General features: G+C 29.5%; 21 protein-coding genes. 8 read left to right on the plus strand and 13 right to left on the minus strand.

The window, feature by feature from the left end; genetic code table 11:
• Nucleotides 1-137: 137 nt before the first annotated feature.
• Nucleotides 138-1,484: an MATE family efflux transporter gene (locus tag GIL12_RS01920; protein WP_163468576.1), complete on the minus strand. Its 1,347-nt coding sequence runs from the start codon at nucleotides 1,482-1,484 to the stop codon at nucleotides 138-140.
• Between the two features lie 218 nt (nucleotides 1,485-1,702).
• Between GIL12_RS01920 and GIL12_RS01925 the strand changes: the two genes are divergently transcribed.
• Both GIL12_RS01925 and GIL12_RS01930 read left to right on the plus strand, forming a co-directional pair.
• Complete coding sequence (locus tag GIL12_RS01925) at nucleotides 1,703-2,476, plus strand: threonine/serine exporter ThrE family protein (protein ID WP_163468578.1); 774 nt, start codon at nucleotides 1,703-1,705, stop codon at nucleotides 2,474-2,476.
• Nucleotides 2,473-2,922, plus strand: coding sequence for a threonine/serine exporter family protein (locus GIL12_RS01930; protein WP_163468580.1), 450 nt, complete (start codon nucleotides 2,473-2,475; stop codon nucleotides 2,920-2,922). Before GIL12_RS01925 ends, GIL12_RS01930 begins: the two co-directional genes overlap by 4 nt.
• A gap of 23 nt (nucleotides 2,923-2,945) precedes the next feature.
• Here GIL12_RS01930 and GIL12_RS01935 read toward each other — a convergent pair whose 3' ends face one another.
• Both GIL12_RS01935 and GIL12_RS01940 read right to left on the minus strand, forming a co-directional pair.
• A complete protein-coding gene (locus GIL12_RS01935; protein WP_163468582.1) occupies nucleotides 2,946-3,698 on the minus strand; it encodes an exodeoxyribonuclease III in 753 nt (250 codons plus the stop codon).
• A 16-nt stretch (nucleotides 3,699-3,714) separates the two neighbouring features.
• Nucleotides 3,715-4,521, minus strand: coding sequence for an HAD family hydrolase (locus GIL12_RS01940; RefSeq protein WP_239056032.1), 807 nt, complete (start codon nucleotides 4,519-4,521; stop codon nucleotides 3,715-3,717).
• Between the two features lie 153 nt (nucleotides 4,522-4,674).
• Here GIL12_RS01940 and GIL12_RS01945 point away from each other — a divergent pair, with 153 nt between their 5' ends.
• A complete protein-coding gene (locus GIL12_RS01945) occupies nucleotides 4,675-5,310 on the plus strand; it encodes a GntR family transcriptional regulator (RefSeq protein ID WP_163468584.1) in 636 nt (211 codons plus the stop codon).
• Nucleotides 5,311-5,347: 37 nt separating this feature from the next.
• On the opposite strand, the gene GIL12_RS01950 is transcribed toward GIL12_RS01945, so the two are convergent.
• Together GIL12_RS01950 and GIL12_RS01955 are read right to left on the minus strand one after the other, a co-directional pair.
• Nucleotides 5,348-6,130, minus strand: coding sequence for a type III pantothenate kinase (locus GIL12_RS01950; RefSeq protein ID WP_163468586.1), 783 nt, complete (start codon nucleotides 6,128-6,130; stop codon nucleotides 5,348-5,350).
• Nucleotides 6,131-6,148: 18 nt separating this feature from the next.
• Complete coding sequence (locus GIL12_RS01955) at nucleotides 6,149-7,348, minus strand: FprA family A-type flavoprotein (protein WP_163468588.1); 1,200 nt, start codon at nucleotides 7,346-7,348, stop codon at nucleotides 6,149-6,151.
• A 178-nt stretch (nucleotides 7,349-7,526) separates the two neighbouring features.
• On the opposite strand from GIL12_RS01955, the gene lgt reads away from it, so the two are divergent.
• Nucleotides 7,527-8,393 carry a prolipoprotein diacylglyceryl transferase gene (gene lgt / locus GIL12_RS01960; RefSeq protein WP_163468590.1) on the plus strand — a complete coding sequence of 289 codons (867 nt, stop codon included), beginning with the start codon at nucleotides 7,527-7,529 and terminating at the stop codon, nucleotides 8,391-8,393.
• Between the two features lie 8 nt (nucleotides 8,394-8,401).
• Nucleotides 8,402-8,794, plus strand: coding sequence for an META domain-containing protein (locus GIL12_RS01965; protein ID WP_163468591.1), 393 nt, complete (start codon nucleotides 8,402-8,404; stop codon nucleotides 8,792-8,794).
• A 35-nt stretch (nucleotides 8,795-8,829) separates the two neighbouring features.
• On the opposite strand, the gene GIL12_RS01970 is transcribed toward GIL12_RS01965, so the two are convergent.
• From GIL12_RS01970 to GIL12_RS01990, 5 genes are all read right to left on the minus strand, one after another.
• Nucleotides 8,830-10,449: a SulP family inorganic anion transporter gene (locus tag GIL12_RS01970; RefSeq protein WP_163468593.1), complete on the minus strand. Its 1,620-nt coding sequence runs from the start codon at nucleotides 10,447-10,449 to the stop codon at nucleotides 8,830-8,832.
• Between the two features lie 132 nt (nucleotides 10,450-10,581).
• On the minus strand, nucleotides 10,582-12,885 hold the full coding sequence (locus tag GIL12_RS01975; protein ID WP_163468595.1) for a bifunctional dihydroorotate dehydrogenase B NAD binding subunit/NADPH-dependent glutamate synthase: 2,304 nt from the start codon (nucleotides 12,883-12,885) through the stop codon (nucleotides 10,582-10,584).
• A gap of 92 nt (nucleotides 12,886-12,977) precedes the next feature.
• Complete coding sequence (locus GIL12_RS01980) at nucleotides 12,978-13,139, minus strand: hypothetical protein (RefSeq protein ID WP_163468597.1); 162 nt, start codon at nucleotides 13,137-13,139, stop codon at nucleotides 12,978-12,980.
• Between the two features lie 41 nt (nucleotides 13,140-13,180).
• On the minus strand, nucleotides 13,181-13,831 hold the full coding sequence (locus tag GIL12_RS01985) for a hypothetical protein (protein WP_163468599.1): 651 nt from the start codon (nucleotides 13,829-13,831) through the stop codon (nucleotides 13,181-13,183).
• A gap of 1,097 nt (nucleotides 13,832-14,928) precedes the next feature.
• Nucleotides 14,929-16,314 (minus strand): TldD/PmbA family protein, encoded by a 1,386-nt coding sequence (locus GIL12_RS01990; protein ID WP_163468600.1) that lies wholly within the window; start codon nucleotides 16,312-16,314, stop codon nucleotides 14,929-14,931.
• A gap of 132 nt (nucleotides 16,315-16,446) precedes the next feature.
• Here GIL12_RS01990 and GIL12_RS01995 point away from each other — a divergent pair, with 132 nt between their 5' ends.
• From GIL12_RS01995 to GIL12_RS02005, 3 genes are read left to right on the plus strand one after another with little or no spacing between them, the layout of a single operon-like run.
• Nucleotides 16,447-17,037: a hypothetical protein gene (locus GIL12_RS01995; RefSeq protein WP_163468602.1), complete on the plus strand. Its 591-nt coding sequence runs from the start codon at nucleotides 16,447-16,449 to the stop codon at nucleotides 17,035-17,037.
• 13 nt (nucleotides 17,038-17,050) lie between these two features.
• Nucleotides 17,051-17,452, plus strand: coding sequence for an NfeD family protein (locus GIL12_RS02000; protein ID WP_163468604.1), 402 nt, complete (start codon nucleotides 17,051-17,053; stop codon nucleotides 17,450-17,452).
• Nucleotides 17,453-17,470: 18 nt separating this feature from the next.
• On the plus strand, nucleotides 17,471-18,391 hold the full coding sequence (locus GIL12_RS02005; protein WP_163468606.1) for an SPFH domain-containing protein: 921 nt from the start codon (nucleotides 17,471-17,473) through the stop codon (nucleotides 18,389-18,391).
• Nucleotides 18,392-18,446: 55 nt separating this feature from the next.
• Here the strand turns inward: GIL12_RS02005 and GIL12_RS02010 are convergent, their stop codons facing one another.
• The 3 genes from GIL12_RS02010 to GIL12_RS02020 form a co-directional block, all read right to left on the minus strand.
• Nucleotides 18,447-19,244 (minus strand): HAD family hydrolase, encoded by a 798-nt coding sequence (locus GIL12_RS02010; RefSeq protein ID WP_163468608.1) that lies wholly within the window; start codon nucleotides 19,242-19,244, stop codon nucleotides 18,447-18,449.
• 155 nt (nucleotides 19,245-19,399) lie between these two features.
• Complete coding sequence (locus GIL12_RS02015) at nucleotides 19,400-20,746, minus strand: Na+/H+ antiporter NhaC family protein (protein ID WP_163468610.1); 1,347 nt, start codon at nucleotides 20,744-20,746, stop codon at nucleotides 19,400-19,402.
• A 160-nt stretch (nucleotides 20,747-20,906) separates the two neighbouring features.
• Complete coding sequence (locus GIL12_RS02020; protein WP_163468612.1) at nucleotides 20,907-21,845, minus strand: thiamine pyrophosphate-dependent enzyme; 939 nt, start codon at nucleotides 21,843-21,845, stop codon at nucleotides 20,907-20,909.
• Nucleotides 21,846-21,852 lie beyond the last annotated feature (7 nt).

Below are 21,852 nucleotides of genomic sequence, written 5' to 3' on the forward strand. Positions count from 1 at the left end.
TAAAGATTTTACTGTTTCTCCTTTCAACCTTCTTTCATAAATTTCTATTTTTTGTTTATTTGTTAATTTGGACATAAGAAATGCACCCTCCATCTTATTTGTCTAAGATTTTGGGTGCACTACACTTAGGGAGCTTTTTATATTATAACTTTTATCCATTTTCCTGACCTTAGTCTAGGAATAATAAAGAATATTTTTGCTATGTCTTCAGCACAAACAAACATATAAACAATCCTTATATCAGCCTTTAAATATATTGCTGAAAAGAAAGCTAGAGGAATACCAATTACCCATAAACTCATCATTTCTGTGTAAATAGCATATAGTACGTCTCCTCCACTTCTAAATGTACCTATAATTTGTAGAACTCCAAAGAACCTAATTGGAAGTACCACAGACATTATTCTTATTATATAAACAACATTGTATTCAACTGTTTTAGTTACTTTAAATAAAAGAGTAATATATGGAGCTATTAAAAAGAATATTAATCCTATTATTATCCCCATGCTTATGGTAAAAATAGAAATATTATAGGCATCTTTTTTTATTTCTTTAAAGGACATACCCTTACCTATATTATTTCCTATCATTATTGACGCTGCTATTGCAATTCCTTGGCCAAATATTAAAAATAAACTATTCATTATTAAAGCAATTTGCATAGTGGCAATTGCTTCAACACCTAGTAATGCATAGGCCTTAGAATAAAAAGTCATCCCTAGTATCCATAAAAAATCATTTGCAATTACAGGGGTAGCCTTTTGTATATAGGATTTTATCATAAAACTTGAGAATCCAAATAATTCCTTTAAAGTTGATTTAATTACATTGTCCTTAGAATAAATCATATAAGTTAAATAAAATAATTCAACTCCCCTTGCAAAGGTTGTTCCTATTGCTGCTCCTGAAACTCCCATTGGAGGTACACCTAATTTCCCAAAAATAAATATATAATTGAGTATTCCATTGAAAAATAATCCTATAATACTTCCTTTCATAGGAAGGGATGTTTGTCCTGTACTTCTTAAACAAGTTTGAATACTAACAGATATAGCTGTTAGTATATAACTTAAAGATACATACTTTAAATATCCAACACCTAGGGATATTACTTTAGCATCACTTGTGAATATTCTAATTATATACTTAGGATATACCATTGCACCTATGGCAAATAATATTGAAAAACCAACTGCTGAAATTAAAGATAATCCTAAATATTTTTTTATGTTTTTTATTTCTTTTCTTCCCCAAAACTGTGACATGAATATTCCTGATCCAAAGGCACAACCTGTAATAGTCATAAAAAATAACAAATAATATTGATTTGCAAGACCAATTGATGCTATTTCAGAAACTCCCAAATGTCCTACCATTACATTGTCTAAAAGATTCAAGGAAGCTGTAATTAAATTTTGTAATATTATAGGTACTGCTAATATCATTAATGACTTAATGAATTTATTATTTATTTTTTTCATTATTTCTCCTTTCCTTAACAATAAAAATAGCAAGTATATGGGTTGTTTAAAGTCGCCCATCTCCTTGCATTTATATATATTAACCTTTTTTCTTTAATTAGTCAATCTTATTTAATTTTTAGTGAATTTAATAATTTTGTATAGTATTGCTATTTATTTTTTGATATAATTAATTGGTATTAAACATTATACAAAATTAATTATAATTGGAGGATATTATGGGATACAAATGTAGCGAATATGAAGTTTTGGAACTTGTATCTTTTGTTGGAAAGTTATACTTAAAAAATGGAGCTGAAGTTTACAAAACTGAAGAGATAATCTGCAATGTTGGACAACATTTTGGATATACTGTAGAGACATTTTCCACTTTAACTTGCATAGTTGTATCTCTTTCTGGAAGAGACAAGGAATATCGTTCCAAGGTAACTAGAATAAAGGCTAGGGACTTAAACATACAAAAACTTCATTTGGTTAACAAACTTACAAATGAGATAGACAAACATACTTACAAAGATTTTTACAGGGAAATTTTAAAGATAAATGACAATTATTCTTTGGAATTTCATAGATATGTAATTGGATGTGTTATTGTTGGAATCTCCTTTGGTATTGTTTTTGGAGGGGGAAAACCTGAAGCAATTATTGGGGGATTTGGAGGATTATTTTTAAGTTTGGCCACTTCACTTTTTAACAAATACAATATTAATGGGGTTCTTGTTAATATTGCAGGTAGTGCTGCTTGTACAACTGTTGCATGTACAGCAACTTATTTAGGATACACCACTAAAACATCAATTATTATTGTAGGTTGCCTTATGATTTTAGTTCCTGGTCTTGCCTTTGCTAATTCAATGAGGGATTTTATTGCAGGGGATTTAATAGCTGGAAGTTCTAGATTAATGGAAGTTATCATGGTTGCCACATCTCTTTCTGTTGGAGTTGGACTTGTTTTCAAGATTTTCACTTTAATGGGAGGTGTTATCTATTGATAATTCAATTTATATTTTCAATTTTAAGTGTTATTGGTTTTACAATTATATTTAATGTTAGGGGAAAAATTGCATTCTGGTCTGCTATTGGAGGGGGAATTGGTTGGGTAATATATTTATTTACTAAAGAAATTGGTTTTTCCCTTGGAGTTTCCTTTTTTCTAGCTGGAGCTTGGATAACATTTGTATCCCAATTAATTGCAATATACTTTAAAACCCCTGTTACTTCAGCTTTAATTCCAACATTAACCCCTCTTGTTCCAGGGGGAGGAGCCTATTATACAATGTTTTATCTTTTAAATGAAAAATATGATCTTGCTTTACAAAAAGGTACAGAAACTATTGTTGTTTGTGGGGCAATTATTCTAGGGTTCCTAACTGTTTCTGAAATATTTAGACTGTATCTCTTAAGAAAAAAAAGAATAGAAAGAATAAAAAAACAGTAAATTTTAAATTTACTGTTTTTTGTTTATTTAATTACAACTTCCACAGGACAATGATCTGACCCTAGGATTTCATTGTGAATTTTAGCTGACTGTAATCTATTTTCCAAAGCTTTAGAAACCATAAAGTAGTCTATCCTCCACCCTGCATTTCTTGTTCTTGCACTGAATCTATAAGACCACCAAGAGTATTGTTCTATTGCATCTGGGTAGAAATAACGGAAGGTATCTATAAATCCATCTTCCACTAGATTAGTAAATTTTCCTCTTTCTTCATCTGTAAATCCTGCATTTTTTTTGTTTGCCTTGGGGTTTTTCAAATCTATTTCCTTGTGAGCAACATTTAAGTCACCACAGAAAATAACTGGCTTTGATTTTTCTAAATTTTTCAAATATGATTTAAAATCATCTTCCCAAGTCATTCTATATTCTAATCTTTCCAATTTAGTTTTAGAATTTGGAGTGTATATAGTTACAAAATAAAAATCCTCATATTCTGCTGTGATTATTCTTCCTTCTTTATCATGTTCTTCTATGTCCATTCCATATGTAACTTTCAAAGGTTTTTTCTTTGTAAAAAGTGCTGTTCCAGAATAACCTTTTCTCTCTGCATAATTCCAATATTGATAATAACCTTCAAGTTCTAAATCAATTTGTCCCTCTTGTAATTTTGTTTCTTGAAGACAGAATATATCTGCATCTACCTCATTGAAAAAATCTAAAAATCCTTTTTTTACACAAGCTCTAATCCCGTTCACATTCCATGAAATAAATTTCATATTCCCTCCTAGTAATTTATAAGTTAAAATATTTATTCAAGTAATTTCCAACTCCGCTATTTTCATTGGAATCTGTTCTTTCTTTGATCTTGTTTTTAACTACGTCCTTTGCATTTTTAACAGCTATTGGTAATCCTGCTTCCTCTAGCATTGCTAAATCATTTTCATTATCTCCAAAAGCCATTATATTAGCAAGGGGAATTTTACAATCTTCTGATACTATCTTCAAGGCATTTCCCTTGTTACATTGAATATTTACAATATCCATTATATTATCCCCTGAAACAAATACATTAACAACATTTGAGTACTTATCTTCCACATAGTCCCTTAAATTTTTTAGATAATTTAAGTCCCCATAAAAAACCATTTTCTCAAAATCCCTTACAACAACATTTTTTTTGTCCTCATTTGAAATAAAATTAAAATTTCTTTTTTCAAGGGCAAATTCCTTATAATATTCTGTATCAAGTTGAGAATAGCAGATATCCTTTCCTGCTGTTCCACTATAGTTTATATTCATTTTAGTGGCTCTTTGTAAAATATCAAGGGAAATGTCCCTGTCCACTGTTTTTTTATAAATTATTTTCCCATCCTTATAAATTTTAGCTCCATTTAAACAAATATAGTAATTTATATTTGTAATATCCCTTGTTAAGTCCTTTATACTAGTATAATCCCTTCCTGAAGCTACTACAAATTCTATACCTTTTTCTATTAAAGTATTTACTGCTTTTTTGTTTATTTCACTAACCTCTTTATTTTTATTTACAAAGGTTCCATCTAAATCTGTAACTACTAATTTTATATTTTTATTTTTCATGATCCCTCTTTTCTTAAACTTTATAGTATAATTTTACCATATTATTAAAATTTCTTCTATATTTTTAAAATTTTTCCTTGATACTTTTATTTATTAATTGTATACTAGGGGTAGTCTTTTTTATAAAAAGGCTACATTTTAGAGGAGGAATGTATGGGGTGTTATTTAAATTTAAAAGAAAAGGCCTATGACCTTATTAAGCATAAAATTATGAATATTGATTTTAAACCTGGAGACTATTTAGAGGAAAAGAAACTAAGTGAACTACTTGATGTTAGTAGAACCCCTATTAGAGAAGCTCTAGCAAGACTAGAATCTGAAATATGGATTACAAGTTTACCTAGAAAAGGAATGTTTGTAACTCAAGTTGATGAAAATATGTTAAACAGTATTTTCCAAGCTAGAAAGAATTTTGAACCAATTATTTTAAAAATGGCTTTTTCAAATCTGTCAGAAATAAAATTAAAAATTTTTAAAAAAAGATTTGAAGTTTATAACTCTCTATCTCAAGAGGAAAGGGATAAATTAGATAATGATCTTCATTTATATTTTTTAAATTCTGTTGACAATGTATTTGTAAAATCTATGATGAACACAACATTTGAACACCTTATTAGAGTAAGAAAAATTTCCTTTGATAAGAGAAGTATGGAAAGAATATATACATCAAATGATGAACATATTCATATTATTGATTTAATATTAGAAGGAAAAAAGGAAGAAGCTATTAAAGCCTTTGAAGAACATATAGAAAATTCATATATTTATTATCTTGGATTACTATTTTAATAAGAAAGACCTTGGCCTAAAGCCAAGGTCTTTTATCTTATTTGTTTATTTTTTCATTCATTTTGTATAAAGTGTATATTCCTCTAATACTTAATCTAGAACTACAAATATTTATTTCCTCTACCTTTTCTCCCATTATTTTACTAAGACCACCAGTTGCAATTACAAAGAAATCTTCTCCAACTTCCTCTTTTATTTTTTCAATAAGATATTTAACTTGCCCTATATATCCGTTAAATATTGCACATTGAATTTGTTCAACTGTATCCTTTCCTAAAACAGTATCTATTTCACAATAGTCAACCTTTGGAATTCTTGCAGTTCTTCCAAATAATGCATTAAAAGTAGTTCTTATTCCAGGAAATATTCCCCCACCAATATAAACATTCTTTTTTAAAACTTCATAGGTTGTAGCTGTCCCAAAATCAAATATAATAAGATTCCTATCTGGATATTCCTTTAGAGCTTGTACTATATCTATTATTCTATCTGGTCCCATTCCCTTTGAATTGTTTCCCTCTTCAAAGACAAAGGGTAAATGTTTATCCATATCAACTATGAATATGTCAATATTAAAATATTTTTTTGCAAAAAATTTCAACATTTGAGTTACCATAGGTACAACAGATGAAACCATCATTCCCTTTATTTCATCTATTTGAATTTCATTAACCTCAAGCATACTTTTAAAAAAAGTAAAAAATTCATCCTCTGTAGTTTTTTCATCAGTTGACTTTCTAAAAGTTTCCAAAACAAACCCGTCATTTCTAAGTATACTGGTACACATATGAGTGTTTCCCACATCAAAAACTATATACATTAATTATCCTCACTTTTATTACAAAATTTTATCAGCCATTTCTTTAGCTAGGGCCTTTAATCTAGTTATTATCTCTTCAGTTGGAGCTCCCTTTGCTTCAACTGATTCTCCTACTTTTTCAATTCCCTTTGTTTCTTGTGCAAATTTTTCTAAACCTTTAACTCCTCCACCGCTCCACATCATATTTCCAAATATTCCTAAATATCTATTTTTAACTCCATAGTTATTTAATTTTGATATTAGTGGTATCATTTTAGGATAAACAGCTCCATTGTGAGCACAGCTTCCTAGGATAAGTCCTTGATATTTCCAAACTTCCCCTATAATTACTGAGGAATCTGTTTTAGAAACATCATATACTCTAACATTTTTAATTCCACATCTAAATAATTCCTTAGCCACTATTTCTGCCATTTTTTCTGTATTCCCATACATACTTCCATAGGCTACTATAACTCCCTTTTCTTCAGGAATAAAATTTCCCCAATCAGAATAAAGTTTAATAACTCCAGGAATTTTATTTCTCCACAAAAGACCATGAGATGGACAAATGTAGTCTATTTCCAACTGTGACAACTTTGAAATAGCTTTATTTACTTGCATTCCATATTTTCCTATTATGTTTGCATAATATCTTCTCATTTCAGCTCTAAAGTCATTAAAATCAACTTCATCATCAAATAGCCCTCCATTTAAAGTTCCAAAACCTCCAAAGGCATCATTTGAAAATAATATTTTTTCTGTTTTATCGTAAGTTACCATTGATTCTGGCCAATGTACCATTGGAATAGTTGCAAAACCTAATTTATGAGTTCCTAAATCCAATTCAAACTCTTCATTTACACATAAAAATTTACTTTCATCAAAATCATGATAAAAAGCCTTTATCATTCTTAAAGTCATTTTATTTCCCACTATTTTAACTTCTGGAAATAAATTTATAATTTCTTCCATTGCCCCTGAATGATCTGGTTCCATATGATTAACAATTAAATAATCAATTTTTTTGTCACCTATTACATATTTTACTTTATTTAAAAACTCTATACTTGATCCTGATTCAACTGTATCTATTAAGCAAACCTTCTCATCATCTATTATATAAGAATTATATGTTACCCCGTGAGGTAATGGTAAATAATTTTCAAATCTTTCAGTTTTTCTATCATTTACCCCTATCCAATATATATCTTTTCCTATTATTTTCCTCAAATTCATCTAATCCCCCTTTATAGTATTAAGCAAATTTCCTTTACACTTAGGTAAATTCTATATCATTTTAAAATTTTTTACAATATTTTTCTACTATTTTTTTAAATAATTCAAATATTAACCATAAAATGATATAATCTAGGATATATTATATTAAATACGTATAAACTTTAAAGGAGATAAAATGAACCCTATACTATTTTCACTTGGAAAAATTAAAATAACTTATTATGGTCTTATGTATGCAATATCTTTTTTACTTGGAATTGAAATTGCAAAAAAATATGGAGAGAAAAAAGGTCTTTCCCCTGAAGCAATAGAAAATTATGCATTTATTGCTATGATATCAGGATTGATTGGAGGAAGAATATACTATGTGATTTTTAACTTAGATTATTATCTTGCTTATCCTGGGGATATTTTAGCTGTATGGAAGGGTGGTATGGCCATTCACGGTGGTATTTTAGGAGGTATCATTGGAACTTGTATATATGGTCGTATAAAAAAGCTAAATCCTCTTCTTTTAGGAGACTGTGTAGCTGTCCCTCTTCTTCTTGGACAGGCTATTGGTAGAATTGGTAATCTTATGAATGGAGAAATCTATGGAGTTCCAACTTTTACCCCTTTAAAATATATTTTCACATTGAAACCAAAATTTTATGAATGGTTTAACTACTATAATTCTTTGTCAGTTGATGGAAAGGGAGCATTTAAAGAGCTTGTACCTTGGGGACTTGTTTTTCCAAATTCTTCCCCTGCTGGAACTGAATTTCCAAATTTACCTTTGCATCCTGCAATGTTATATGAACTTGTATTAAATTTAATTGGAGTTTTATTCCTTTGGTTCTTTTTAAGAAAAAAGAATTATAAAACTGGAACATTGTGGTGTAGTTATATAATAATTTACAGTATTATTAGAACATTTGTTAGTTTCTTTAGAGCTGAAGATCTAATGTTTTATGGATTTAGAGCCCCCCATGTAATAAGTGTTGTATTAATAATTATATCTAGTTTATTAATATATAAGATAAACAAAAAAAATAAAAATTAGGAGGATGTATGAAAAAAGTTTTACTATCCATTGTTTTAGGTCTATCCCTTATAGGATGTTCATCTTTAAAATCTGTGCCAAATAAAAAAATCTTGGGAAAAAGTTATGTTTTAAGTTCTTCTTCTAAAGATTATAAAATTTCCCTTAACTTTGCAGAGGATAATTTCTTTGGATATTCTGGAGTTAATAATTATTTTGGAAAATATGAAGTTCAAGGAAATAATCTTAAATTTGACGCCATTGGTTCTACATTAATGAGTGGTCCAACTAAGGCAATGAATGCTGAAATTGATTACTTAAATTCTTTAGGTGAAGTTAATTCCTTTTATTTTTACAAAGAACAGTTAGTTTTAAAAACTATCAATGGAAAAAAATTATTGTTTAATGAAATTAAAGATTAATAAAAAAGGTTGTTACTATGTAACAACCTTTTCTTTTATAATTTTTTTGCCTTTTCAAGGGCACTGTTAATATTAGTAACAAAATTATCTGCACCTATTTTCTCAACATATCCAGCTTTTAATAGGGCTCTATAAGGTTGAGGTTGAATATCTGAAATAACTATCTTTATATTATCCTCTTTACATTTATTGATAAATCCCTTTATAACCTTCATTACAGAAATATCTATAGCTCCAACTGAACGCATTCTAATAATTATTACCCTTGTATTTTTATCAGGTAATATTTTTAAAAATGTCTCTGCTGCTGCAAAAAACATTGGTCCTTCAATTTCATAAACTAATATATCCTTTGGAATATTATGAAAATTTTCTGTATCCATTTCAGTTTCAGTCCAACGACGAACCTTTGTTTCATCAACCATTCTCTTCATAAATAATAGAGAACTTAAGATTAATCCAACTTCTATTGCTATAACTAAATCAAAGACAATAGTTAATAAGAAAGTCATTAAAAATACGGCTATATCTGATTTTGGAGCTCTTTTTAAAATACCAACACATTCTCTCCACCCTGACATATTATATGCAACTATAAATAAAATTGCTGCAATTGTTGCCATTGGTATTAAAGCTGCATAGGGCATTAGAATAACTAAAATTAGAAACAATACTATTGCATGAACCATTGCTGCAATAGGGGAACGTCCTCCATTTTTAACATTTGCAGCTGTTCTTGCTATGGCACCTGTTGCTGGTATTCCACCAAATAATCCAGAAGCTATATTTCCAAGACCTTGACCTATTAATTCTGAATTAGAATCATGTTTCCCCCCTATCATTCCATCTGAAACTACACATGATAGCAAAGATTCTATTGAGGCTAATATAGCTATTGTAAAGGCACTGGGTAATAATTCTGTTATCATATTTATACTAACTGTAGGTAGTTTAAATGTTGGTAAACTTGCTGAAACATTGTACAGTGAACCTATGGTATTTATATTTAAATCTAAAACTTTAACTATTAAAGCTGTGAAAATTACAGCTACTAAACTCCCTGGTATTCTTTCATTTATTTTAGGCCAAAAAATTAAAATAATTAATGCTAAAATTCCAATTCCCAGGCTTTCCTTTTTAAGAGTACTTAGGTTTAAAATAATTTCATATACTTTGTCTAGGGACTCTATAGGTGAATTTTTAAAAGTTAAACCTAAGAAATCCTTAACTTGTCCAATAATAATTGTTATTGCAATACCTGCTGTAAAACCTGTTACTATTGTGTATGGAATGTATTTTATTAATATCCCCATTTTAAATACTCCCATAAGTATTAAAATAATCCCTGCTAGTATAGTGGCCACAACTAGCCCATCCATACCCTTAGTTGCAACTATTCCTGCAACTATAGTTGCAAATGCTGCTGTTGGCCCACTAACTTGAACCCTTGATCCTCCAAAGGTTGCAATTACAAAACCTGCAACTATTGCTGTGTAAAGTCCTTCCTTTGGCCCAACCCCTGAAGCTAAAGCTAAAGCTATTGACAAAGGTAGAGCTATTATGGCAACTATCACCCCTGCTATAATATCCTTTATAAATTCTTCCTTTGAATACCCCCTTAAAGCTGTTAATAATTTTGGTGTATAGCCTATCATTTCCCTGTATCCTCTCCCTTTTTTATTTTTTGAATAAACTATGCCATTATACTACTTTATAAGGATTTTTAAAAGTTATTTTATAACAAAAAAAGCTATCTTCAAAATCTAAAGATAGCTTTTCCATTAAATTTATTTTTTTGATTGTATATATTCATCTATTGCAACTGCTGCTTTTTTACCAGCTCCCATTGCAAGAATAACTGTTGCTGCACCTGAAACTGCGTCTCCCCCTGCAAATATTCCAGCTCTTGAAGTTTGTCCATTATCATCAGCAATTATTCCATTCCATTTATTAATCTCTAAATTCTTAGTTGTAGAAGGGATTAATGTATTTGAAGAAGTTCCCAAAGCCATTATTACAGTATCCACATCCATTATAAATTCTGAATTTTCAACTTCAATAAATGAAGCTCTTCCTGAGGCATCCTTTTCCCCAAGTCTTGTTCTAATACATCTCATTCCAATTACATTTCCATCTTTGTCCCCTAGAATTTCCTTTGGTAAAGTTAATTCATCAATTATAACTCCCTCTTCCTTTGCATGATGAACTTCCTCTAATCTAGCTGGGAAATCCTGTTCACTTCTTCTATATACAATGTGAGCCTCTGCACCTAGTCTTTTACCAGTTCTAACAGAATCCATTGCAACATTTCCTCCACCAATAACTGCTACTTTTTTACCTATTCTTACTGGTGTTCTATATTCCTCCTTGTATGCTTTCATTAAGTTTACTCTAGTTAAAAATTCGTTTGCAGAAAAAACTCCATTTAAGTTTTCCCCAGGTATATTCATAAATCTAGGAAGTCCTGCTCCACTACCTATGAATACAGCTTGAAAACCTTCTTTATCTAAAAGTTTTTCAATAATAGTTGTTCTTCCTATTATTTCATTTGTTGAAATTTTAACTCCTAGTTTTTTAATATTTTCTATTTCCCTTTGAACAACATCATCCTTTGGCAATCTAAATTCAGGTATACCATATGTTAAAACTCCACCAGTTTTGTGTAAAGCTTCAAAAATTGTCACATCATAACCTATTTTAGCCAAATCTCCAGCAACTGTTAACCCTGCAGGACCACTACCAACAACTGCAACTTTTTTATTATTTTTTTCTAAAACTTCTATGTCTATAGGGTTATTTAACATATAATCCCCTACAAATTTTTCTAACTTACCTATTGCTACAGGTTCCCCTTTTATTCCTAGTATACATTTTCCTTCACATTGAACTTCCTGTGGACAAACTCTACCACAAACTGCAGGAAGAGAAGTATATTTCATTAGAATTTTTCCAGCCTCTTTAATATTTCCCTTTTTAACCTCTTGGATAAATCCAGGAATATCTATTGAAACAGGACATCCTAAAACACATAGGGGATTTTTACAATTTAGACATCTAGAAGCTTCTTCCATTGCCTCTTGTAAATTATACCCATAGGTAACTTCTTTAAAATTAGTTGCTCTTACTTTTGGATCTTGCTCCCTTGCAGGAACTCTTCCCTTTGGTTTTTTAATGTTTTCAACTTGTATTTCTTCATGATCTTCATGATCATGTCCCATTGGGCAATCATCTGCTGAGTGAGTAGCTCCATCTTCTTTAACTAAAGAATCTCTTCCCTCTTGAGTTTTATACATTAATTGTCTTCTCATTGCCTCATCAAAGTCAACCTTGTGTCCATCAAATTCTGGCCCATCAACACAGGCAAATTTTATTTCATTTCCTATCCTAACTCTACAAGCTCCACACATTCCTGTTCCATCAACCATTAATGTATTTAAACTTACAACAGTTGGAATGTTGTATTCCTTTGTTTTTATACATACAAATTTCATCATTATCATAGGACCTATTGCAACAACATAGTCATAGTGTTTTCCTTTGTTTTTAATAAGGTCATCTAATACATTTGTTACTAGTCCCTTATATCCATAAGTTCCATCATCAGTTGCAATGTAAACATTTTCTGCAACTTTTTTCATTCTATCTTCCAATATAACTACATCTTTAGTTTTAGCTCCTATTATAACATCTGCCTTTAATCCATTTTCATTGAACCATTTTACTTGAGGATAAATTGGAGCAGTTCCAACTCCACCAGCTATAAATAAAACTTTTTTGTCCTTTAGTTCTTCAATATTTTCATGTAAGAACTCGCTTTCTCTTCCAAGGGGTCCCACAACATCTTGGAAATAATTTCCCTCTTCTAATTTTGCCATTTCCTCTGTACTTTTCCCCACTACAAAGAAAACTATAGTAACTGTTCCTTTAATTTTATCATAATCACAAATAGTTAAAGGTATTCTCTCTCCAAACTCGTTTATTTTAACAATTAGAAATTGTCCTGGTTTAGCAGAAGAGGATAGTTTTTTAGCCTCTATTTCCATAAGACATATCTTTTCACTTAACCATTCTTTTTTTAGTATTTTAAACATTTTTCCTCCTCTATATAAACTTCTTGTATTTAATTTTATTAACATTTTTTTATATTTTTATGATTATATCATAATTTGCTTAGATAACAAAATTAATTTAACCACCAACCTAAGTCTTTTCCTATCCCCATAGCTAGAAATAATAAAATTAATCCCCCTAGTATTCTTTTTTTCCTATCATTACTTAAAAATCCAAGAACAGCAAAGACCAAACCAGCTGCTATTACCACCATTGAAGCTACTTTCATTTTCATATTTATATTCTCCTAAATTTTATCTATTTTATATTGAAAACCTACCATTTTTCCACTGAATAACTATAAATTATAAATTTGGAAAAAATATCAATAAATTTTTTCATATCTTCTATATCTTTTTTATCTAAAAAATTATCACTAAATTCAACATATTCACTCCAATTAAAGGACATGGCTAAATCTACAATTTTTGAATCTGGTATTTTTTTTAAAATATCCTTAAAGGAGAGTCTTAAAATTTCTATTTTATTTTCCTTTCTAAAATTTATTAAATAATCTCTTGTTAGAATTTCAATTGATTTTTTAAAACCTATACTAGCTATTTCATAAAGATTATATGTTTCTGATATTAAAGCTTGTCCGTAAACTTCTACAAATCTTTCTGAAATTTTTTTTAATTCCTTTGTATAATCTTTATAGTTTATTTTGTTTGTAATTTTATACTCTATTGGTTGGGGAATTTTGGTACCAAAGGGTAGTTTATAAGCCATTATAAAATATTTGCTGCATCTGGGGCATTGAGCTATTATGACAAATGTCCTTGTTTCCATATCTGTTTCGCTTATTGTAAGTACATAAGGTGCAATTCCATTATGGCAATGGGGACACTCATTAATTTTAGGAACATTATAAAATTTTTCTATTCCATTTACTTTTACTGATAACCTCTCAAAAATATATTCTGACATTTCTAAACTCCTTTAAATAAATTATCTTCCTCCAACTATTTTTTCTTATTGATTGCTATTAACAATTGTTACACAAATACTTTCATTTTCAAAGATTTGTATCTTAAAATTTACCTTTATTTTAAGCATTTAGATTATATCACAAAATTACAATTTTTTTTTATTTAATTATTTATAACATCCTTTATTTTCATGTCATTAAAGATTATTCTTTGCTTTTTTAACTTAAGTTATTATTTCATTTCAATTGACAATCTTTTGTTTTATTTATATTAATTCATAATTTTATTTTAATTTACCATTATAAAACATTTAAATTAAAAGGCATAAGATTTTAATTTTATTAAAACAAAAAAAGAAAACCTTTAATTTTTCAAGGCTTTCTTTTTTTATTGATTAAAGTTTAGGGTAGGAAACTCTTTAGTTTGACTAGAACAGAAGAGTTAACAAAATTTGATTTATTTTGTACAAAGAAATAGTATCATAAAAAGATTTGAAAGTCAAACTATTTGTTTGTATTAATTAAATAATTCCATTATCTATGGAATAGTTCATACTTATTCTAGTATTCTCTCTAGAATTTATTAATTTAAAGAATAAAAAAAGAAAACCATTTTATTCAAAGGTTTTCTTTTTTTTATAAATCAATGTTAAGAAAGGAGATCCTAAAGTTTATTAAAAATTAGGACTTTTATAATTGAAACTATCCATCACCACAAGATAATAGTATCACAGAATAATTTGAAAGTCAAACTATTTATTCCGCCATAACATTAATTGTGTATCTAAATTTATATTCCACATTGGTTAGATTAAAAGTAAAATCTATGAAATTTATAAGATAATAGAAGAAGTATTTACATTCCACACTGGTTAGATTAAAAGAATTTTTAGCTGGTTCTGTAACAACTGGTTCTGTAACAAATTTACATTCCACACTGGTTAGATTAAAAGAGGTATACTTATAACCTCATTAAAATTATAGCATAATAATCCTATTTCTGTCGACCCCTTAAATTTTTCTATTTTTCCATATAATTTTTACACTGTTAGAGGTCGACAGCTTTATATTATTTAATTATTTTCTTGTGTATTCTCTACTTTTCTCTTCCACCAACTAAGACGTTCCTAATTTTTATAGAGGGTTGCCCCACATTAGTTGGGACACTTCCAGAAACTGAACCACACATTCCTTGTCCATATCCTAAATTGTTTCCAACCATGTCAATTTCCTTTAAAACTTCTCCACCATTACCTATTAAAGTTGCTCCTCTAACAGGTTTTGTTATTTTCCCATCTTCTATTAAATAACCTTCCATAACTGCAAAATTAAAATCTCCTGTGGCAGGATTAACTGATCCCCCTCCCATATATTTTGCATACAGTCCTTTTTTTGTACTTTTTATCATTTCTTCAAGTGTTGATTCCCCATTTAAAATAAATGTATTTGTCATTCTTGAAGTGGGAGCATATTTATAAGATTCCCTTCTTCCACTTCCTGTGGATTCCATTCCCATTCTTCTTCCATTTAGTTTGTCAATCATGTATCCCTTTAAAATTCCCTTTTCAATTAGAATGTTTCTTCTAGTTTTAGTACCTTCATCATCAACTGTTAAACTTCCCCATTCATTTTTTAAAGTTCCATCATCAACAAAAGTTACAAGGGAACTTGCTATTTTTTCTCCTATTTTCCCAGCAAATATAGAGTTTCCCTTGGCCACACTTGTAGCTTCTAGTCCATGACCACATGCTTCGTGAAAGATAACTCCTCCAAATTTGTGATCAATTATTACTGGCATTTTTCCACTTGGACAATAATCTGCATAAAGCATTGTTTTAGCTATTCTTGAAGCTTCTCTAGCATAACTTTCAACATCTAAATCCCTTAGAAATTCAAATCCCATTGAAGCACCTGGACTCATTCTTCCAGTTTGCATTTCTCCATTTTCTTCAGCTATACTTTCAATACTTATTCTACTTCTAATTCTTTCATCTTCAGTGTATAACCCTTCACTATTTGCAATTATTACCTCTTGTTTCACATCTGAATATGAAACTCTCACTTCATTTATAATAGAATCATAATTTTTAGCTGCATTGTAAGCCTTTCTCATTATATGAACCTTTTCACTTTTCTTTACATCCTCAGGATATATTTCAATTTCATTTATATTTTGAAACTTCACTTCATTTAAATCAATGTTTACATCTTCCTTTATTCCTTCTATGGATTTAGATAATTTTTTTGCTGAATTTATTAAACTGTCCTCTTCCATATTATTAGTATATCCATAAACAGAATAAACTCCTTTAAATATCCTAATTCCCATACCAAAATCTTTTCCAGAATTTGATGTTTCTAGTTTTCCTTCAGTCATAAAAAGACTACTAACTCTCTTTTTTTCTATGAAGATTTCTGCAAAATCTCCCCCTGTGGATAGAGCTTCCATTAAAATTTTATTTAATAATTTTTTATTTATCATCTTCTCATCCTTTCTTATAAACGTTTACTTTTATTATAGCATATTTTATCTTAATTTATTTCTGCATTTTTTACAAAAAAATAGTATAATACAAGTATATAACAAACTTAAAAATTTATTAGGAGGATTCTTATGAGAAACATAATATTTGGACTTTTTGCACTTTCTACTTTTTCTTTTGGAGCTACTGGGGATAATAGTATTTACTTTAAAGGTGAATTTACTCCCTTTGCAACATACCAAATTGAACAAAATGATAAAGTAAAAGATGATATTGATGAGGCTGCTTACGGATTTTATATTGAAAAGACACAAGAAATTTCAAATGGTGTAGAAGCTGGTCTTGGTATAGGATACCAATGGAATGGAAGCCTTAAATATGACATTGGATACGACGGAGATTCTTTACCTGAAATGTGTTCTGCTCCTTTGTACGCAACTATTAAAGTTGATCTTCCAGGTTTAAGAACTGGACAATGGACTCCATACTTAAAGGGAGACCTAGGTTATTCTTTTAATGACTTAAATGATAATAAAAATTTTTCCTATGAAAATGGTCTTTATTATTCTTTAGGATTTGGACTAGAAATAGAAGAATTATCAATAGAAATTGCTTATAAAGTAAATACAGGAGAGCTTAATAACAAAAAAACTCATTCTAAATATGATGTTGAAAGCGATAGAATTATGTTAGGAGCTGCTCTTAAATTTGATTTAAACTAATAAGGAGGAATATATGGCTATCTGGCTTGCATTATTTATTGTTTTTGTGATAATTGAAGTTTCTTTCCCAGCATTAGTAAGTATTTGGTTTGCTATTTCTGCAATGGTTTTAACCCTTTTATCTGGACGTATTAATAATCTTCTTTATGAATTTTATATTTTTATAGGGCTAAGTTTAGTACTGTTGGTTTTAACAAAACCAATTGTGAAAAAAATTACCAGTAAAAAAAATCCAATTGATGAGAGAATTTTTGGTCAAAGGGTAAAAGTTCTTAAGGTTTCAAATGAAAACATATATGAAGTAAAACTTGATGGAAAGCATTGGAAAGCTATTTGTGATGAAGCATTGCAAGTAGGGGACTATGGAATAGTTGAAAAATACGAAGGTAACAAATTAGTTTTGAAAAAAGCTTAAGGTTTAAAGGAGGAATATATGATTATAACATTTTTATTGATTTTGGTGGTAATTTTACTAATAATAACTAATATTAGGATTGTCCCTCAATCCCGTGCATATGTAATTGAAAGATTAGGAGGTTACTTAACTACTTGGCAAGTTGGATTAAAATTTAAAATTCCATTTGTTGATAGAATTTCAAGAAAAGTTTCTTTAAAGGAACAAGTTATTGATTTTCCACCACAACCAGTTATCACAAGAGATAATGTAACAATGCAAATAGATACAGTTATTTATTTTCAAATCACTGATCCTAAACTATATACTTATGGAGTTGAACGTCCATTAAATGCAATTGAAAATCTTACTGCAACAACACTTAGAAACATTATTGGTGACTTAGAACTTGATGCCACTTTAACTTCTAGAGATATTATAAATACCAAAATGAGAGCTATCTTAGATGAAGCTACTGATCCTTGGGGAATAAAAATAAACAGAGTTGAATTGAAAAACATTATGCCTCCAGCAGCAATTCAAGATGCTATGGAAAAACAAATGAAAGCAGAAAGAGAAAAAAGAGAATCAATTATAATTGCTGAAGGTCATAAAAGATCAGCTATCTTAGTTGCTGAAGGGGAAAAAGCTGCTGCTATCCTAAGAGCTGAAGCATCTAAGGAATCATCTGTAAGAGTTGCTGAAGGGGAAGCTAAAGCTCTAATAGAATTAACCACTGCTAAAGCTGAAGCTTTAACACTATTAACTAATGCTAATCCAAGTGACAAGGTTTTATCACTAAAAGCTATGGAAACATTTGAAAAAGTGGCAGATGGAAAGGCAACAAAAATAATTATTCCTTCTGAACTTCAAGGTGTAGCTAATCTTGCAACTGCATTTACTGCAGTTTCTAACTCAACTCCTGATGTTAAAACTATAACTAAAACTGTTAAAAAATAATAGTAAGTAACGTGCATTAAAAAAGAAGTGTATCCCAAGATACACTTCTTTTTATTTATTTAATCTTATTTCCAAAGACATATTCTTCTATACTTTTAATTACCCCTGCATCGTTGTTATCTCCACCTCTGTATTTGGCAATAGCCTTTAAATCAGGATGAGCATTGTCCATTGCAAAGGAATATTCCCCTTGTTTTATTAATTCATAATCATTTAAATAATCTCCAAAAACCATTGTTTCAGATTTTTTTATTCCTAACTTTTCTTGTAATTTTCCCAAAGCTAGTCCCTTGTTAATATCCTTATCCACAACATCTACCCAAATTTCTCCAGAAATTGCAACCTTGTATTTATCACAATATTTCTCATAATATGGATAAGCATTTTTTTCTGCACCTGTTAAGTCACAAACAGTTATTTTTAAAGCCTCATCGTCAACCTTTGTAATATCTTTCACAACTTCGTATCTTTTATAGTATTTTTCCAATTGTTCTATAAATTCAGGAGTTGTGTCTTCAATATAGGCTTTTTTCTTTCCACAAAAAATTACATGTCCTGTGGGAATTGTTCTTCCAATTTCAATTAACTTTATTGCATCTTCCCTAGGTAAACATTTTGAAAATAATTCCTTTCCATTTTCCATTACAATGGAACCATTTTCTGCAAGAATTATAATATTAGACTCTAAATTCTTAAAATATTCAAATATATTATAGTATTGTCTTCCACTTGCAATTAAAAAATATATACCCTTTTCTGTTAATTTCTCATGCAATTTCCAAAATCTGTCATCTATTTGTTTTTTATCATTAAGTAATGTTCCATCCATGTCAACAGCTATTAATTTTATCATACTATCTCCTTAGAATTTATTTCTATTTCTTTTAATATAGTATAGTATACTTTCATTATTTTTTCAACTTGGAAAGAAAAAAAGAGAGAACGGGAACTTTCTCTCTTTTTACAAACTAATGTGATTATAAGTAAAAACTCATTTTAAACTTATATTTATTCTGCCTTACCTGTTTCAAAATTCCAAGGATGTTTTCTTAAATACATATCTGAAAATGGAATATATATTGAAACTAAAGTAAGGATTAATAATAATCCTTGGTACCATAATAATGGGAATACATCTAGAAAACTAATTGCTCCATTTGTGAAACTTAAAAGAATCAACATTTGAGCCCCGTAAGGTATTATTCCTTGTCCTACACAAGAAAAAATATCTAGTATTGTGGCAGTTTTTCTAGGATCTATCTTGTATTCTTCACTGATATTCTTTGCTATTGGTCCACTAATAATAATTGCAACTGTATTATTTGCAACAGCTACATCTATTAGTCCAACTAGCATTCCTATTCCTAAAGTTGCACTTTTTTTACCTTTCATCATTTTTGAAGCTTGTTCTATTAACCAATGAACACCTCCAGCTCTTCTAACTAGAGCAGCAAGTCCTCCTGTTAATAAAGATAATAGGAAAATTTCATTCATACCCTTAAAACCATTGTAAATTTCTCCTGCATAGGCAAGTAATGTAAATTCACCATAGGCAAATCCAATTATTCCTGAAACCATTATTCCCAAAGTAAGAACTGCAAATACATTTACTCCAACAAGAGATAGTCCTAATACTAAAATATAAGGAATTATTTTTATTAGAGAATAAGCATACTCTTGAACTTCTGGAACTACTTCAGGTTTACCAAATATAACCAATAGAACTAAAGTAATAATTGCTGCTATTCCTGCAATTACTAAGTTAACTCTAAATTTATCTCTCATTTCAACACCTTGAGTTCTTGTGGCTGCTATAGTTGTATCTGATATAACTGATAAGTTATCTCCAAACATAGCTCCACCTATTAAAGCTGCCATTACAAAGGCCATTGGAACTCCACTTTTTTGAGCTAGTCCAACACCTATTGGTCCTATTGCAACTATTGATCCAACTGATGTTCCTGTTGCTGTTGAAATAAAAGCTGCTATTATGAATATTCCTGCTGCGATAAATTGAGGGGGAATATAAGTTAATCCAAAATTTACTGTTGAATCTACCCCACCCATTGCTTTAGAAACTGTTGCAAAGGCACCAGCTAATAAATAAATTATACACATGATTAAAATGTCTTGATCTCCGCATCCCTTAAGGAAACAATCAAATTTCTCTGTTAAATTACCTTTAAATATTAAAAATGCTACTATTACACCTACAAATATAGCAACTGGTGCTGGTAATTGATAAAAGGCCATTGGAACACCTTTCATTTTAAGAATAATCCCAGTTCCTAAATAAATTAAAATAAAAACTATAAATGGCACCAACCCTAAAAAACTACTTTTCTTCTCTTCCATATACCCCCCTTTAAATAGTAAATACATATACATAGGTCTCCCTATAATGAAGACCTATATATATTATTATTTTTTTCCTACAAAAAACAAATTTACTATTTGAAAGATTATATCATATTCCATTCATATTTTATATAGTATTTTTCATATTTCTATATTTTTATAATTCTTCTCCACATCTTTTTAATAATCTCGCCCATCTAATGTCAACTTCTTTTTGGAATTGTTCTAATAAATGCTCATTTCCTTTTTTAAATAGATGTTTAAATCTACCTTGAGTCTTTAAGAATTCTGTAACTGGTAATTTTGTTTTTGGTCTATAAGAAAGTTTCCATTCTCCATCTATAACTTCATATAATGGCCAGTAACAAGTTTCAACTGCTGCCTTACAAATTTCCATAATTTTTTCTGAACTATATCTCCATCCTCTTGGACATGGTGCCATTACTGATAAATATGCTGCACCTTCTGTATATATAGCTTTTTCAGCCTTTTCATATAAATCCTTCATATTTCCAATTAAAGTAGATTGTCCAACATAAGGTATATTATGAGCGGCCATTATTGCAGTTAAGTCCTTTTGTACTTGAACTTTTCCTGGAATAACTGTTCCTGCTGGAGTTGTTGTTGTATCTGCATAGTGAGGAGTAGCTGATGATCTTTGGATACCTGTATTCATATAAGCACCGTTGTCATAACATACATAAACCATATCATGACCTCTTTCCATAGCCCCTGACAATGATTGGAACCCTATATCATATGTTCCACCGTCTCCACCAAATGCAATAAATTTAAATGTTTCTTTAATTCTACCTCTTTTCTTTAATACTTTATAAGCTGTTTCAACACCACTTATTGTTGCCCCAGCATTTTCAAATGCTGAATGAATAAATGAATCTGTCCAAGCTGTATATGGATATAAAAATGTAGATACTTCTAAACAACTTGTAGCACTACATATAACTGCGTGATCTTCTGGTTTTAAAGCTCTTAAGACTGTTCTAACTGCTATTGGTGCTCCACAACCAGCACACATTCTTTGCCCACCAGTTAATCTTTCAGGCTTACTCATTACTTCTTTAAAATTATATGCCATTGAATTT

This window comes from Fusobacterium sp. IOR10, from assembly GCF_010367435.1.
Classification (GTDB): Bacteria; Fusobacteriota; Fusobacteriia; order Fusobacteriales; family Fusobacteriaceae; genus Fusobacterium_B.

Bases quoted from the DNA above. Each gene is read 5' to 3' on its own strand.
- GIL12_RS01920 (WP_163468576.1), bottom strand. From the start codon at position 1,484: ATGAAAAAAATAAATAATAAATTCATTAAGTCATTAATGATATTAGCA.
- GIL12_RS01925 (WP_163468578.1), top strand. From the start codon at position 1,703: ATGGGATACAAATGTAGCGAATATGAAGTTTTGGAACTTGTATCTTTT.
- GIL12_RS01935 (WP_163468582.1), bottom strand. From the start codon at position 3,698: ATGAAATTTATTTCATGGAATGTGAACGGGATTAGAGCTTGTGTAAAA.
- GIL12_RS01940 (WP_239056032.1), bottom strand. From the start codon at position 4,521: ATGAAAAATAAAAATATAAAATTAGTAGTTACAGATTTAGATGGAACC.
- GIL12_RS01945 (WP_163468584.1), top strand. From the start codon at position 4,675: ATGGGGTGTTATTTAAATTTAAAAGAAAAGGCCTATGACCTTATTAAG.
- GIL12_RS01950 (WP_163468586.1), bottom strand. From the start codon at position 6,130: ATGTATATAGTTTTTGATGTGGGAAACACTCATATGTGTACCAGTATA.
- GIL12_RS01955 (WP_163468588.1), bottom strand. From the start codon at position 7,348: ATGAATTTGAGGAAAATAATAGGAAAAGATATATATTGGATAGGGGTA.
- lgt (WP_163468590.1), top strand. From the start codon at position 7,527: ATGAACCCTATACTATTTTCACTTGGAAAAATTAAAATAACTTATTAT.
- GIL12_RS01965 (WP_163468591.1), top strand. From the start codon at position 8,402: ATGAAAAAAGTTTTACTATCCATTGTTTTAGGTCTATCCCTTATAGGA.
- GIL12_RS01970 (WP_163468593.1), bottom strand. From the start codon at position 10,449: ATGATAGGCTATACACCAAAATTATTAACAGCTTTAAGGGGGTATTCA.
- GIL12_RS01975 (WP_163468595.1), bottom strand. From the start codon at position 12,885: ATGTTTAAAATACTAAAAAAAGAATGGTTAAGTGAAAAGATATGTCTT.
- GIL12_RS01980 (WP_163468597.1), bottom strand. From the start codon at position 13,139: ATGAAAATGAAAGTAGCTTCAATGGTGGTAATAGCAGCTGGTTTGGTC.
- GIL12_RS01985 (WP_163468599.1), bottom strand. From the start codon at position 13,831: ATGTCAGAATATATTTTTGAGAGGTTATCAGTAAAAGTAAATGGAATA.
- GIL12_RS01990 (WP_163468600.1), bottom strand. From the start codon at position 16,314: ATGATAAATAAAAAATTATTAAATAAAATTTTAATGGAAGCTCTATCC.
- GIL12_RS01995 (WP_163468602.1), top strand. From the start codon at position 16,447: ATGAGAAACATAATATTTGGACTTTTTGCACTTTCTACTTTTTCTTTT.
- GIL12_RS02000 (WP_163468604.1), top strand. From the start codon at position 17,051: ATGGCTATCTGGCTTGCATTATTTATTGTTTTTGTGATAATTGAAGTT.
- GIL12_RS02005 (WP_163468606.1), top strand. From the start codon at position 17,471: ATGATTATAACATTTTTATTGATTTTGGTGGTAATTTTACTAATAATA.
- GIL12_RS02010 (WP_163468608.1), bottom strand. From the start codon at position 19,244: ATGATAAAATTAATAGCTGTTGACATGGATGGAACATTACTTAATGAT.
- GIL12_RS02015 (WP_163468610.1), bottom strand. From the start codon at position 20,746: ATGGAAGAGAAGAAAAGTAGTTTTTTAGGGTTGGTGCCATTTATAGTT.
- GIL12_RS02020 (WP_163468612.1), bottom strand. From the start codon at position 21,845: ATGGCATATAATTTTAAAGAAGTAATGAGTAAGCCTGAAAGATTAACT.